This is a genomic window from Cellulomonas sp. NPDC057328, assembly GCF_042667215.1.
In the GTDB taxonomy this organism is placed as follows: Bacteria; Actinomycetota; Actinomycetes; order Actinomycetales; family Cellulomonadaceae; genus Cellulomonas.
The window spans coordinates 1-13,532 of sequence record NZ_JBHUZW010000104.1; the positions used below are offsets into that span (position 1 = coordinate 1).

Below are 13,532 nucleotides of genomic sequence, written 5' to 3' on the forward strand. Positions count from 1 at the left end.
GGTCCGGCGCGGGCAGCCCCGCCGCCGCGGCGGCGTCGAGCAGGCGCGTCACGGCGGCGGGCAGCGCCGCCGCCGCGTGCCCCGCCGTCACCGGGTCGTCGTGCCACGTGCCGAAGCCGAACAGGTAGTGCGGCCCGCCGGCCTTGGTCGTCGGGCCGACGACCGACCGCTTCCACCCGCCGAACGGCTGGCGCCGCACGATCGCGCCGGTGATGCCGCGGTTGACGTACACGTTGCCGGCCTCGACGTGCGCGAGCCAGTGCGTGATCTCGTCCTCGTCGAGCGAGTGCAGCCCCGCGGTGAGGCCGTAGTCGACGTCGTTCTGCAGCGCGATCGCCTCGTCCAGCGTGCCCGCCGTCATCACGGCCAGCACGGGACCGAACCACTCCGTGCGGTGCGCGTCCGAGCCGGGCCGCACGCCGACCCGGACGCCGGGCGTCCAGAGCCGCCCCTCGGCGTCGAGCCGCCGGGGCTCGACGGCCCAGCGCTCCCCCGGGCCGAGCGTCGTCAGGCCGTCGAGCAGCTTGCCCGACGCCGGCTCGACCAGCGGACCCATCTGCGTGGTGGGGTCGTCCGGCGGGCCGACGCGCAGCGACGTCACGGCGTCGAGCAGCTGCGTGCGGAACCGCCGCGAACGCGCGACCGACCCGACGAGCACGACGAGGGACGCGGCCGAGCACTTCTGCCCGGCGTGCCCGAACGCCGACGCCACGACGTCCCGCACGGCGAGGTCGAGGTCGGCCGACGGCGTCACGACGATCGCGTTCTTGCCCGACGTCTCGGCGAGCAGCGGCAGGTCGGGGCGCAGCGAGCGGAACAGCTCGGCGGTCTCCCACGACCCGGTCAGCACCACGCGGTCGACGCGCGGGTCCGCGACGAGCGCCGAGCCGAGCGTGCGCTCGTCGACGTCGACGAGCTGCAGCACGTCGCGCGGCACCCCGGCGGCCCACAGGGTCTCGGCGAGCACCGCGCCGCACCGGCGCGCGGGCGGCGCCGGCTTCAGCACGACCGCCGACCCGGCGGCGAGCGCCGCCAGCACCGACCCCGCGGGGATCGCGACGGGGAAGTTCCACGGCGGGGTGACGACGGTCAGGCGCGCCGGCGCGAAGCGCGCACCCGGCACCTGCTCGAGGCCGCGCGCGAGGTCGGCGTAGTACCGCGCGAAGTCGACGGCCTCGGACACCTCGGGGTCGCCCTGGTCGAGCGTCTTGCCGGCCTCCGCCGCCATGACCTCGAGCAGGTCCGCGCGCCGGCCCTCGAGGGCGTCCGCCGCGGCGCGCAGCACCGCGCGGCGTCCCCGGCCGCCGCGCGCCGCCCACGCGTCGGCGGCACCGACGGCCGTGCCGAGCACGCGGTCGAGCGAGTCCGCGTCGTCCAGGCGCGCGGCCGCGAGCGTGTCGACGCCGAGCGTCGAGCCCGCCGCGCGGGCCAGGACCGCGCGGCCCCACTCGCGGTTCGCGGGCAGCGCCGGGTCGGTCTCGGGCGTGTTCGCGAAGGGCGCCTCGCCGACCGGCTCCGGGGGGCGCCGGCGGTCCTGCGTCCGGCGCGGCGCCGGCACCGCGTCGTCGAGCGCCCGCAGCGCGGCGGAGAACCGCGCGCGCTCGCGCTCGAACGCGGTGGCGTCGTCGGCCAGGTCGAACGCCGCCGACAGGAAGTTCTCGGGGCTGGCGCCCTCCTCGAGCCGCCGCACGAGGTAGGCGATCGCGACGTCGAACTCGCGCGGGTGCACGACGGGCACGTACAGGAGCAGGCGGCCGACGTCGCGGCGCACCACCTCGGCCTGCGCCTGCGCCATGCCGAGCAGCATCTCGACGTCCATCGCGTCGCGGACGCCGCGCGCGCCGGCGAGCAGCCACGCGAGCGCGAGGTCGAACAGGTTGTGCCCGGCGACGCCGAGCCGGACGGCGTCCACCGCGTCGGGGCGCAGCGCGACGTCGAGCACGCGCTTGTACTGGGTGTCCGTCTCCTGCTTGGTCGGCCAGGTGGCCGTGGGCCAGCCGTGCATCGCGGCCTCGACGTGCTCCATGGGCAGGTTCGCGCCCTTGACGAGCCGCACCTTGACCGGGGCGCCGCCGCGCGCGCGGCGGGCCGCGGCCCACTCCTGCAGGCGCAGCATCGCGTCCACCGCGTCCGGCAGGTACGCCTGGAGCACGATGCCGCCCGACCAGCCGAGCAGCTCCGGACGGTCGAGCAGGCGCGTGAACACCGCGACCGTCAGGTCGAGGTCGCGGTACTCCTCCATGTCGAGGTTGACGAACGTGCCCGTCGCGGCCGCGCGGTCGTAGAGCGGCGCGAGCCGTGCGACGACCTCGTCGACGGTCTCGTCGAACGCGTACGGCGCGTGCGGCGCCACCGCGGCCGACACCTTGACGGACACGTAGTCGACGTCGTCGCGCTCGACCAGCGCCCGGATGCCCGCCAGGCGCCGGTCCGCCTCGCGCCGGCCGAGCACGGCCTCGCCGAGGAGGTTGAGGTTGAGCTGCACCCCGGGCCGCCGCAGCCGCGCGATCGCGGCGCCGAGGCGCGCCTCGGACGCGTCGACGAGCAGGTGCCCGACCATCGCGCGCAGCGCTCGGCGCACGAGCGGCACGACGAGGCCCGGTGCGACGCGCGCCGCGAGCGCGCCCGCCCGCACGCCGAGGCGCAGGTGCGGTGCGAGGAACCCGGGCGCGGACGCCGCCAGCGCGGCGAGCTCGCGCGCAGCCACGCGGTCGTCCTCCGGGCGCACCACCCGGTCGACGAAGCCCACCGTGAAGGCGAGCCCGTCGGGGTCGGCGAGCACGTCCGCGAGCTGCTGCGCGGCGGTGTCGACCGGCTCCGCCGCGCTCGCGTCGAGCCACCGGCGCACCAGCGCCACCGCGTCGTCCTCGAGCCGCCGCAGGTCCTCGGGGCCGTAGCGGTCGTCGGCGGTGACCCGGGGCCGGGCGTGCGCGGGGGCCGGGACGGCCTCGGCGCCGCGGGGCCCGGACGGCCCGGTGGGGTCCGTGGGGCGGTCGGGGCGTGCGTCGGGCCGGTCGTCGACGGTCACGTGGTCTCCGGGGTCGGGGTGCGCGGGGGTCGCCCGCGGGACGACCCATCATCCGCCACCGCGCCGGGCGTCCGCACCCGCGGGCCGGCCGCCGGCACGGCCGGCAGGGTGACGACGGCCCGCAGACCGCCCGCCGGGGCGTCGCCCAGCACGACGTCGCCGCCGAGGTCGCGGGCGACCTCCCGGGCGATGGCCAGGCCCAGGCCCGACCCGCCCGCGTCGCGGACGCGGGCGTCGTCGAGGCGCACGAACCGCTCGAAGACGCGCTCGCGGTCCGCCGGCGCGATCCCGGGCCCGTCGTCGTCGACCGTCACGCGGGCCGGCGCGACGGTGACCTGCACGCGGGTCGTCGCGTGCCGGGCGGCGTTCGCGACGAGGTTGCGCAGCACGCGTCGCACGCCGTCGTCGGTGCCGAGCGCGCTGCCGGCGCCGACCACCTCGAGCGCCACCGCGCGCGCGTCCGCCGCGGGTGCCGCGGACGCCGCCGCCTCCCCCGCGGCGGCGGCCAGGTCGACCGGCGCGCGCGGCACGGGCGTCGCCCCGACGCGGGCGAGCACCAGCAGGTCGTCGACGAGCGCCTGCATGCGGGCCACCTCCGGCCCGAGGTCGGCGAGCAGCTCGTCGACGGGGTAGGCGTCGGGGTGGGCGCGGGCGACCTCGACGGCGGCGCGCGCGGCCGCCACGGGCGAGCGCAGCTCGTGGGCGGCGTCGGCGACGAACGCACGCTGCCGCGCGGCCGACGCCTCGAGCCGGTCGAGCATCGCGTTGAGGGTGCGCGCGAGGGCCGCGAGCTCGTCGTCGGCGGCCGGGACGGGCAACGACCCCGGCCCGCCCGCGAGCGCGACCCGGTCGGCCGCGGCCCGCAGGTCCTCGACCGGCGCGAGCGCGCGGCCCAGCAGCGTGCGGACGAGCAGCGCGACGCCGAGCGTGAGCACGGGCACGACGAGCAGGAGCGCGAGGCGGGTCGCGTCGAGCACGCCGCGCACCTCGTCCAGCGGCACGCTCGCGACGACGGTCGCGGGGGCGCCGTCGAGCGTCACGGCGCGGACCGCGACGCGGGCCTGCGCGTCGTACGCGCTCGCGCCGGTGGTGCGCACCAGCACCGCGTCGCCGGCGTCGCGGCGCCACGCCGCGACGGTCGCGGCGTCCAGCACCGGCAGCGTGCGGCTGGCGGTGGCGGACGACGCGACGACGCCCCCGCCGGCGTCGAGCACCTGCGCGACCTCGCCCGGCTCGGCGACGGGCAGCGGGTCGGGCACGCGGTCGTCCGCGACGAGGGCCGCGACGGTCGCCGCACGCGCCCGCACGACGTCGTCGAGGGCCGCGACCCGGCTCGCGCCGATGACGGCGGACAGGGCCAGCGCACCGGCGACGAGCGCGACGGCGACGACGCCCGTGGCCAGCAGCGTGAGGCGGTCCCGCAGCGACAGCGTCGAGGGTCCGCGGCCGTCGGCCCGCCCGCGCGCGCTCACGTGGCCGGCGCCACCGGCGCCGCCGCGCCGATCCGGTAGCCGGCGCCGCGCACGGTCGCGACCGCGTCCTTGCCGAGCTTGCGGCGCAGGTAGCCGACGTAGACCTCGACGACGTTGGGGTCCTCGCCGCCGGTGTCGAAGACGTGGTCGAGCAGCTCGAGCTTGCCGACGACCCGGTCGCCGTGCCGCAGCAGGTACTCCAGCAGCGCGGTCTCGCGCACCGTCAGGTCGACCGGCGCCCCGTCGCGCGTGACCTCGCGCGTGGCGGGGTCGAGCGCGAGGGCGCCGGCACGCAGCACGGCGGGGCGCGGCGCGACCGGGCGGCGCACGAGCGCGCGCAGCCGCGCGACGAGCACGACGAACGAGAACGGCTTGGTCAGGTAGTCGTCGGCGCCCACGTCGAGCCCGTCGGCGACGTCGTGCTCGCCGTCCTTGGCCGACAGCATGAGCACGGGCGTCCACACCTCGCGCTCGCGCAGCGTCGTGACGACGTCGTACCCGTGCCGGCGCGGCAGCATCACGTCGACGACGAGCACGTCGTACTCGCCGTCGGTGGCCAGGCGCAGGCCCGTCTCGCCGTCGTGCGCGACGTCGACCGTGAACCCCTCCGCCGCCAAGCCCCGGCGCAGGGCGCGCGTCAGCCCCACCTCGTCGTCCACCAGCAGCACCCGCACCCCGGCAGCATCCCACCGCGCGCCGCGCCGGGCGGGCCGCACGGCGCGGACGGGCCGGTGCGCCTCTCAGGGTGTGCTCAGTGGTGCGGGACGACAGTGGTCGACATGGACACCACCGCCCCCGCGCCCGCCGACCGGGCCGCCGACTCCCCCGCCCCCGTGCGCCGGCACCGCGCGCGGTGGGCCGTCCCCGCCGTCGCCGCCGTCGCGGTCGGCGCCGCCTTCGCCGCCCCGCCGCTGCTGGCCACGGCCGGCACCGCGGGCCTGCCCGAGGTCACGCCCGAGGAGCTGCTCGCCCGCGTCGTCGAGGCCGAGCCGCAGGCGCTCTCGGGCACCGTCGTGCACACCGCGCGCCTGGGCCTGCCGGACCTGTCCCTCGTCGAGGTCGGCGGCGCCGACCCGATCGGACTGCTGGGCGGCTCGTCGACGCTGCGCGTCTGGTCCGACGGCGCCGAGCGCTCCCGCGTGTCGCTGCTCGGCCAGGCGTCGGAGTACTCGGTCGTCGCCGCCGGCCCGGAGGCCTGGACGTACTCGTCGTCCGACGACGAGGTCGTGCACTACGCGCTGTCCGACGCCGACCGCGCGCGGCTCCGGGCCATGGCCGACGAGCACGCCGCCGCACCGCCCGTCGCGGGCGACCTGCCGACGCCGGAGGAGCTCGGCCGCGCCGCGCTGACCCGCGCCGAGCAGCACGCGACCGTGGGGGTCGACGCGGCCACGACCGTCGCCGGCCGCGACGCGTACCAGGTGGTCGTGACCCCCCGCGGCGCCGACACGCTCGTGGGCCGCATCGTCGTGGCGGTGGACGCCGCGACGTGGACGCCGCTGCGCGTGCAGGTGTGGAGCAGCGACGACGCGGCGACGCCCGCCCTCGAGGTCGGGTTCACCGACGTGACGTTCGCCGCGCCGTCGGACGCCGTGCTGGCCTTCTCCCCGCCGCCCGGCGCGAGCGTGCGCGACGTCGTCGTGCCGCTGCCCGAGCAGCCGGCGCAGCTGCCCGCCGACGCGCCGGACGCGCAGGCGCTGACCGAGGCGCTCGAGGACCCGACGGCCACCCCGCCGCTCCCCGAGGGCGTCACGGTGACGGGCGACGGCTGGGACGCGGTCGTGCAGCTGGCCGGCGTGGACGTCGCGGGCCTGCTCGCCGCCGACCCCGCCGCGCTCGCCGAGATGGCCGTGCCCGACAAGACCTTCGGCTCGTCCGAGGGCGCGCAGCAGCTGTTCGACCAGTTCGTGCCCGCGGACGGCGAGGGCCCGGTGCCCGACCTCGACCAGCAGGCGCTGTACGACGAGCTGACGACGCCCGTCCCCGGCGGGCGCCTGCTCGAGTCGTCGCTGCTCTCGGTGCTGGTGCTCGACGACGGCCGCGTGCTGGCCGGCGCGGTGCCCGCGCAGACGCTGCTCGACCTCGCCGGCTGAGCCGGTCGTGACCACCACCGGCTCGGCGGGCGCGCCCCCGGCGGCGGCCGCGGGGCAGTCTGGTGCGGTGACCCGCACGCAGGACGCCCCCCGGCCCGCCGGCGGGCGCGCGCCCGCGCACGGCACGTCCGGCGCGCGCGCCGACACCGCCGACGCGGTCAGCACCCACGGCCTGACGAAGCGGTTCGCGACCGGGCAGGTCGCCGTCGACGGGCTCGACCTGCACGTGCCGCGCGGTGCGGTGTTCGGCTTCCTCGGGCCCAACGGCTCGGGCAAGACGACGACGATCCGCATGCTGCTCGGGCTCGTGCGGCCCACCGCCGGCACCGTGCACCTGCTCGGCGCGCCGATGCCCGACGCGGCCGGGCGCGTCCTGCCGCGCGTCGGGGCGCTCGTCGAGGGGCCGGCGTTCCACCCCTACCTGTCCGGCCGCGCCAACCTGGCGCGCGTCGACGCCGCCGACGCGACGACCGACCCGCGCACGCGGGCGCGGCGCACCGCCGACGCCCTCGAGCGGGTCGGCCTCGCGGCCGCCGCGGACAAGCGCTACCGGCAGTACTCGCTCGGCATGAAGCAGCGCCTCGGCCTGGCTGCGGCGCTGCTCCGGCCCCGTGACCTGCTGGTGCTCGACGAGCCGACCAACGGCCTGGACCCCCAGGGCACCCGCGAGGTGCGCCACCTCGTGCGGGAGCTGGCCGACGGCGGCGCGACCGTGCTCGTGTCGTCGCACCTGCTCACGGAGATCGAGCAGGTGTGCACGCACGTCGGGATCATGGGCCGCGGCCGCCTCCTGCTGCAGGGCCCGCGCGCGGACCTCACGGCCCGGCGCGGCGTGCACGTCGTGGTCCGCACGACGCCGCGCGGCGTCGAGCCGGGGCTGGCGGAGCTGCGCCGGCTCGGCCTGCCCGACGCCCGCGTCGACGGCCGCGCGCCCGCGCCCGCGCCCGCCGACGAGCCCACGCTCGTCGCCGGCCTGCCCGACGCCGCGCCACCGCCGCAGGACGTCGCCGCCGCGCTCGTGCGCGCCGGCGTGGACCTCGTCGCGTTCGAGGTGCGGCGCCCGTCGCTCGAGGAGCTCTTCGTGGACCTGACCGGGGAGGGCTTCGATGTCGCCCGCTGACACGACCGCGCCCGTCGCCGCCGCTCCCGCCGGCACCGCACCCGCCGGCACCGCACCCACCGGCACCGCACCCGACGTCCCGGCGGACGGCCACCGCCGCGGCGCCCTCGTCCGCCTGCTGCGGTCCGAGCTGCGGCTCGTGCTGGGCCGCCGGCGCAACGTCGTGCTGCTCGTCGGCCTCGCGCTCGTCCCGGTGCTCCTCGCACTCGTGCTCTTCCTCACGCAGGACTCCGCGCTCGCCGGGCAGGGACCGCCGTTCGTCACGCGCGTGACCGGCAACGGCCTGTTCCTCGTCGTGGCGTCGCTGTTCCTGTGCCTGCCGTTCCTCCTGCCGCTGACGATCGGCATCGCGTCGGGCGACGCGGTCGCGGGCGAGGCCGCCGCCGGGACGCTGCGCTACCTGCTCGTCGTCCCGGTGGGCCGGACGCGGCTGCTGCTCGTCAAGGCGGCCGCCGCGCTCGCGTTCGCCGCGGCGGCGGTGCTGGCCATCGCGGTCGTCGGGCTCGTCGTCGGCGCCGCGCTGTTCGGCCTGGGCGACCTCACGCTCCTGTCGGGCGACACCATCCCGCTGTCGGCGGGCGTGCTGCGCGTCGTGGGCGTGGTCGCGTACGTGGGCCTGTCGATGACCGGGCTCGTCGCCGTCGGCCTGTTCTTCTCCACGCTCACGGAGGTGCCGGTCGGCGCCATGGCGGCGACGGTCGTGGTGGCCGTCGTCTCCAGCGTGCTGACGCAGCTGCCGCAGCTGTCCGCGATCCACCCGGCGCTGCTCACCACGCACTGGTTCGACTTCGCCGAGATGCTGCGCATCCAGCCCGACGCGGGCGTGCTGCTGCAGGGGCTGGCGGTGCAGGCCGGCTGGGTCGCGGTGTTCGGCTCGCTCGCATGGGCGCGGTTCACCACGGCGGACGTCTCGTCCTGACGGTGCCAGACTCGGGCCCATGACGATCTTCGGGACCGACGTCGACCGCCCGGAGGGCCTCACCTACGCCGTCGTCCTCACGCGCGCCGACCGCGACGCCGTGGTGGACGCGCTCACCGCCGAGCGGTTCTCCGGCTGGGTCGGACCGGTCGACGCGGGCTGGGTCGTCGCGGTGCCCGAGACGCCGCTCGGCCACGTCGCCGCGCGGCGCCAGCACGTCGAGGAGGTCGCGGGCACGCTGTCGGCCGCGGTGGGCACGCCCGTGGTCGTCGTGATCGTGACCCGGGACGAGCTGCTGCAGCTGTGGGCGTGGGACGGCACCGCCGTCGTCGCCGAGTACGTCTCCGACCCGTCGGTGGCGGACCCCGACGACGAGTCGGCGGCGTGGTCGGGACCGACCGGCGTCCACGAGGCGCCGGCGCTCGCCGCGCTCGCCGGCCGTCCCGAGGCGGCCGACGCGGTGGGCGAGCTGCTCGGCGAGGAGCTCGGCGAGTCCGAGCACGAGTCGGAGCGGCTCATGGCGCTCGCGCGCGCGCTCGGCTGGCCCGAGTGGCTCGTCGCGGTCGACTCGCTGCCGCGGCGCGTGCCCGGCGGCCCCGACGCCGACGCGTTCCTGCGGCTGCGGGCGGGGCGCACCGGGGCCGCCGGTCTGCTCGCGGCCCGCGCGGCGAAGGTCGTCCGACGCGACCACTGACGGCAGGCGGCCCGGTGCTGGGCACGGCGGCGTCCACGCGGCAGGCTGGTGCCGTGACCGCCGCCGACCCGCGCCTGCGCGAGCTCGTGCTGCTGCGCCGCGTGCGCGACCGCATCGACCGCGACTACGCGCAGCCCCTCGACGTCGAGGCGCTCGCGCGCGACGTGCACCTGTCGGCCGGTCACCTGAGCCGCCGGTTCCGTGCGGTGTTCGGCGAGTCGCCGTACAGCTACCTCATGACGCGGCGCATCGAGCGTGCGATGACGCTGCTGCGCCGGGGCGACCTGTCCGTCACGGACGTGTGCTTCGCGGTCGGGTGCGCGTCGCTCGGCACGTTCAGCACGCGGTTCTCCGAGCTCGTCGGCATGTCCCCCAGCGCGTACCGCCGGCTCGCCGCCGACGAGGGCCGCGGGCTGCCCGGGTGCGTCGCCAAGCAGGTCATGCGACCCGTCAGGAATCGAGAAGCACGGACCGCACCCGGCTCCCTAGCGTGAGCGGCATGGACCTCGTCATCTCCTCCACGTTCCTGCCGGCCGACGACCCCGAGGCGTCGCTGGCGTTCTACCGCGACGTGCTCGGCTTCGAGGTGCGCCTCGACGTCGGCTACGGCGCCATGCGGTGGGTCACGGTCGGCGCGCCCGAGCAGCCGCAGACGTCGATCGTGCTGCACCCGCCCGCGGCCGACCCCGGCCTCACCGACGCCGAGCGCCGCACCATCGCCGAGCTCATGGCGAAGGGCAGCTACGCGTCGATCGTCCTCGCCACCTCCGACGTCGACGCGACGTTCGCGCGGCTCGTCGCGGCCGGCGGGGAGGTCGTGCAGGAGCCCACGGACCAGCCGTACGGGCTGCGCGACTGCGCGTTCCGCGACCCCGCGGGGAACATGGTCCGGATCAACCAGCAGCCCTGACCCGCTCCCGCGGTCAGCCCCCGGCCGACGCCCCCACCGCGGCGGCCGCGTCGTGATCGGGCCAGCGCGGGGCGGGCACGGTCGCGCGGCGCGCGGGGTCCGCGACGGACGGCGCCGCCGGGTCGCGCGGCCCGACGCGGTGCACGACGACGACGGTGTCGTCCGTCGAGCCGTCGGGGGCCATGCGGGCGAGCAGCGCGTCGGCGAGCACGTCGGGGTCGGCGCCCTTGTCGGGGAGGCCGGCGAGCACGGCCGCGAGCTCGTCGAGCCGGTCCCGCAGCAGCGTGCCGCGCCGCTCCAGCAGCCCGTCGGTGCACAGCACGAGCAGGTCGCCCTCCGCCACCGGGACGACGGCCTGCGGCCGCGGGCCGGCCGGCACCGTGAGGGGCCGGCCGCGTCCGCCCGCGAGCCACGTGACCGTGCGGTCGGGGTGCAGCACCAGGCCCGGCGGGTGCCCCGCCGACGAGAAGGTGAACGTCCCCGCGTCCGGGTCGACGACGCCGCACAGCACGGTCGCGAGCTCCGCGCCGGGCAGCGTGCGCGCGAACGCGTCCAGGCCGTCGAGGACGTCGGCGGGACGACGCGTGCGCAGCAGCAGCGCGCGCGCCGCGCTGCGCAGCTGCCCCATCCGCGAGGCGGCCTCGAGGCCGTGGCCGACGCAGTCCCCCACCACGACGCCCAGCGGCCCGCGCGGCGTGCCGGGGTCGGCGTCGTCCGTACCGTCCGGGTGCTCGTGGTCGTCGGCGAGCGCGACGACGTCGTACCAGTCGCCGCCGACGGTCAGCTCGCGCACGGCGGGCACGTAGCGGGTCGCGACGTCGCCCCGCGCGACCTCGGGCTCGAGCATCGCGTGCTGCAGGACGTCCGACACGCGCGTGACCGCCGCGACCTGCCGCTCGAGCCGCAGGGCCGACGTGACGGCGGCGGCGACGGTGTCCGCGACGACGCGGGCGAACGCGCGCGCCTGGTCGTCCACCTGCCGCAGCGGACCCAGGCGCAGCACCACGGCGCCCGCACGGCCGTCCGCCTCCGCCAGCCGGAACGGGACGGCCAGCACGTGCCCGTCCTCGACGACGTCGCCGCGCGCGGTCGCGTCGACGACGAGCCCGGGGCGCGCGCCGACGGGGGTCGGGGACGCCGCGATGACGTTGACGCCGGCGGGCGGCCCGAGGTGGACCTCGACGCCGACCACGTCGGGACCGTCGTCGAGCAGCGCGACCGCCGTCGCGACCACGGCACCGACCGACGGCACGGTCCCCTGCAGGCGGCGGGAGAGCTCGGCCAGCAGCCGCACGCGCCGCTGCTCGACCACGAGGTGCGTCGTGTCGGTCGCGATGTCCAGCAGGCCGGCGACGCGCCCGTCGACGTCGCGCAGCGGGCTGTAGGAGTACGTGAAGAACGTCTCCTCGTCGTACCCGGACCGGTGCATGACGAGGCGCTGGTCCGAGACCCACGTCGGCCGCCCGTGCTCCATGACCTCGCGGACCAGCGGTGCGATGTCGTCCCACACGTCGGGCCACACGTCGGCGAGCGGCGCCCCGAGGGCTCCCGGGTGCTTCTGCGTGCCGAGGATCTCGCGGTACGCGTCGTTGTAGATCATCGTGAGCGCCGGACCCCACGTGACCAGCACGGGGAACCGCGTGCTGAGGCACAGCTCGACCGCCGAGCGCAGCGGCACCGGCCATGCCGACGGGGCACCCAGCGGGGTCGCCGCCCAGTCCACGGCGCGCAGCGCGTCGCCCATGCCGCCCCGCGCCGTCGCGCGCAGGAACCAGGGCGATCTCACCCCAGGGACCCTAGACGCCGGCACCGACGGTGTCGCGGCCGGCCGGCCGACGTCACCCCCGCGGCCGCGCACCAGGGCAGGATGGGCGCGTGAGCGTCACCGTGACCGACCAGCCGCGCGTCCTGCGCAGCGCCCTCCTCGTCGACTTCGACAACGTGTACATCGGGCTCAAGCGCCTCGACCCCGCGGCGGCGGAGGCGTTCGCCACCGAGCCGGGGCACTGGCTCGCGCAGCTCGCGCAGGGCTCCGACACGGACGGGGAGGTCACGCGCCGCTTCCTCGTGCGCGCCTGCTACCTCAACCCGTCGGTGTACTCCCGGTACCGGCCCAACTTCACGCGCGCCGGGTTCCGCGTCGTCGACTGCCCGTCCCTCACGCAGCAGGGCAAGAGCAGCGCCGACATCAACCTCGTGCTCGACGCCGTCGACGCGCTCGCGGCACCCACGCGCTACGACGAGTTCGTCATCGTGTCCGCCGACGCGGACTTCACGCCCCTGGCGCAGCGCTGCCGGGCCGACGACCGGCGCGTCACCATCATCACCGCGAGCCCCGCCGCCAGCGCCTACCGGTCGGTCGCCGACTCGGTCGTCGGCGCCGACGCGCTCGCCGACCTGGTGACGCAGACGCTCTCGCCGCTCGACGCCGACGAGGTCGGGGACGGCGAGGCGACCGTCGACGCGCCCGGCACCCCGCCGGCACGGGGCACCGCCGCGGCGACCGACGCCGCGCCCGCCGCCCCCGCTCCCACGCCGGCCGCGACCGAGGCGACCAGCTCGGGACCGGCCGCCGGCGCCACCGCGCACGCCGCCGCCCCGGCGACCGGACCCGGCGAGGCCCGCGCGCGCCGCGCCGTCCTGCGCCACGTCCGCACGGCCGACGGCCCCGTCCCCCTGGGCGCGGTCGCGCAGGCCGCGCTCACCGCCGACCCGAGCATGACGGCCACGCAGTGGGCGGGCGCCGGCGGGTTCACCGCCTGGCTGACCCGCACGCTGCCCGAGCTGGGCGTCTCCACGCGCCCGCCCGGCCACGTCTGGGACGCCCGCCGCTTCGGCGAGGCCGACCTGCCGGGCGCGGTGGCGGACACCGACCCGACCGACCTGCAGCGCCAGGTCATCGCCGTGACCGACACGCCGGGCCTGAGCCAGGCGCAGTACCGGGTCCTGCTCGAGACGCTGGCCGCCGACGTGTCCGCGCACCCGTTCGACCGCGTGACGACGTCGCGGCGCGTGCACGAGGCGTGCCAGCAGGCGGGCGCCAAGGTCGGCCGGTCGACCGTGAACTTCGTGATCTCCGGCGTGCTGTACGTCGGCCTGTCGCTGTCGGAGCCGCGCGCGCCGCGGGACGTCGCACGGGCGTGGGCCGACAACGTCATCGGCCTGTGCCGCGGGGCGCGCATGGAGCTGACGTCGGGCGACGCCGCGGCCATCCGCTCGTGGGTCGGCGGTGGTCTCGCGGACGCCTGACCGTCACGTCGCATCGGCGATGCGCGACGGCCCGGTCGCCCCGCGCG

11 protein-coding genes are annotated in these 13,532 nt (G+C 77.8%); 7 read left to right on the forward strand and 4 right to left on the reverse strand.

Going from position 1 to position 13,532, the window contains the following annotated elements:
• The 3 genes from ACFUMH_RS15380 to ACFUMH_RS15390 form a co-directional block, all read right to left on the reverse strand.
• Positions 1-2,881: bifunctional proline dehydrogenase/L-glutamate gamma-semialdehyde dehydrogenase (locus ACFUMH_RS15380; protein ID WP_378207409.1), on the reverse strand; the 2,881-nt coding region annotated here is incomplete at its 3' end.
• Between the two features lie 143 nt (positions 2,882-3,024).
• Positions 3,025-4,500 (reverse strand): sensor histidine kinase, encoded by a 1,476-nt coding sequence (locus tag ACFUMH_RS15385; RefSeq protein ID WP_378207382.1) that lies wholly within the window; start codon positions 4,498-4,500, stop codon positions 3,025-3,027.
• Entirely contained in the window at positions 4,497-5,174 is a 678-nt protein-coding gene (locus ACFUMH_RS15390; RefSeq protein WP_378207385.1) for a response regulator transcription factor, read from the reverse strand. Before ACFUMH_RS15390 ends, ACFUMH_RS15385 begins: the two co-directional genes overlap by 4 nt.
• 105 nt (positions 5,175-5,279) lie before the next feature.
• Here ACFUMH_RS15390 and ACFUMH_RS15395 point away from each other — a divergent pair, with 105 nt between their 5' ends.
• From ACFUMH_RS15395 to ACFUMH_RS15420, 6 genes are all read left to right on the forward strand, one after another.
• Positions 5,280-6,593 carry an outer membrane lipoprotein carrier protein LolA gene (locus ACFUMH_RS15395; RefSeq protein ID WP_378207388.1) on the forward strand — a complete coding sequence of 438 codons (1,314 nt, stop codon included), beginning with the start codon at positions 5,280-5,282 and terminating at the stop codon, positions 6,591-6,593.
• A 172-nt stretch (positions 6,594-6,765) separates the two neighbouring features.
• The gene (locus ACFUMH_RS15400) at positions 6,766-7,713 is read left to right on the forward strand and encodes an ATP-binding cassette domain-containing protein (protein ID WP_378207412.1); all 948 of its coding nucleotides are present in this window, start codon (positions 6,766-6,768) and stop codon (positions 7,711-7,713) included.
• A complete protein-coding gene (locus ACFUMH_RS15405; protein WP_378207391.1) occupies positions 7,700-8,632 on the forward strand; it encodes an ABC transporter permease subunit in 933 nt (310 codons plus the stop codon). Before ACFUMH_RS15400 ends, ACFUMH_RS15405 begins: the two co-directional genes overlap by 14 nt.
• Before the next feature lie 19 nt (positions 8,633-8,651).
• Complete coding sequence (locus tag ACFUMH_RS15410; protein WP_378207394.1) at positions 8,652-9,326, forward strand: hypothetical protein; 675 nt, start codon at positions 8,652-8,654, stop codon at positions 9,324-9,326.
• A gap of 53 nt (positions 9,327-9,379) precedes the next feature.
• The gene (locus tag ACFUMH_RS15415; RefSeq protein WP_378207397.1) at positions 9,380-9,820 is read left to right on the forward strand and encodes a helix-turn-helix transcriptional regulator; all 441 of its coding nucleotides are present in this window, start codon (positions 9,380-9,382) and stop codon (positions 9,818-9,820) included.
• Positions 9,821-9,825: 5 nt separating this feature from the next.
• The gene (locus tag ACFUMH_RS15420) at positions 9,826-10,236 is read left to right on the forward strand and encodes a VOC family protein (protein ID WP_378207400.1); all 411 of its coding nucleotides are present in this window, start codon (positions 9,826-9,828) and stop codon (positions 10,234-10,236) included.
• Between the two features lie 13 nt (positions 10,237-10,249).
• Here the strand turns inward: ACFUMH_RS15420 and ACFUMH_RS15425 are convergent, their stop codons facing one another.
• Positions 10,250-12,022 carry a PP2C family protein-serine/threonine phosphatase gene (locus tag ACFUMH_RS15425; RefSeq protein WP_378207403.1) on the reverse strand — a complete coding sequence of 591 codons (1,773 nt, stop codon included), beginning with the start codon at positions 12,020-12,022 and terminating at the stop codon, positions 10,250-10,252.
• 89 nt (positions 12,023-12,111) lie between these two features.
• Between ACFUMH_RS15425 and ACFUMH_RS15430 the strand changes: the two genes are divergently transcribed.
• Positions 12,112-13,485 (forward strand): NYN domain-containing protein, encoded by a 1,374-nt coding sequence (locus tag ACFUMH_RS15430; protein ID WP_378207406.1) that lies wholly within the window; start codon positions 12,112-12,114, stop codon positions 13,483-13,485.
• Positions 13,486-13,532 lie beyond the last annotated feature (47 nt).

Excerpts from the sequence above, each read along its gene's own strand:
- ACFUMH_RS15395 (WP_378207388.1), top strand. The coding sequence starts at position 5,280 with ATGGACACCACCGCCCCCGCGCCCGCCGACCGGGCCGCCGACTCCCCC.
- ACFUMH_RS15405 (WP_378207391.1), top strand. The coding sequence starts at position 7,700 with ATGTCGCCCGCTGACACGACCGCGCCCGTCGCCGCCGCTCCCGCCGGC.
- ACFUMH_RS15410 (WP_378207394.1), top strand. The coding sequence starts at position 8,652 with ATGACGATCTTCGGGACCGACGTCGACCGCCCGGAGGGCCTCACCTAC.
- ACFUMH_RS15420 (WP_378207400.1), top strand. The coding sequence starts at position 9,826 with ATGGACCTCGTCATCTCCTCCACGTTCCTGCCGGCCGACGACCCCGAG.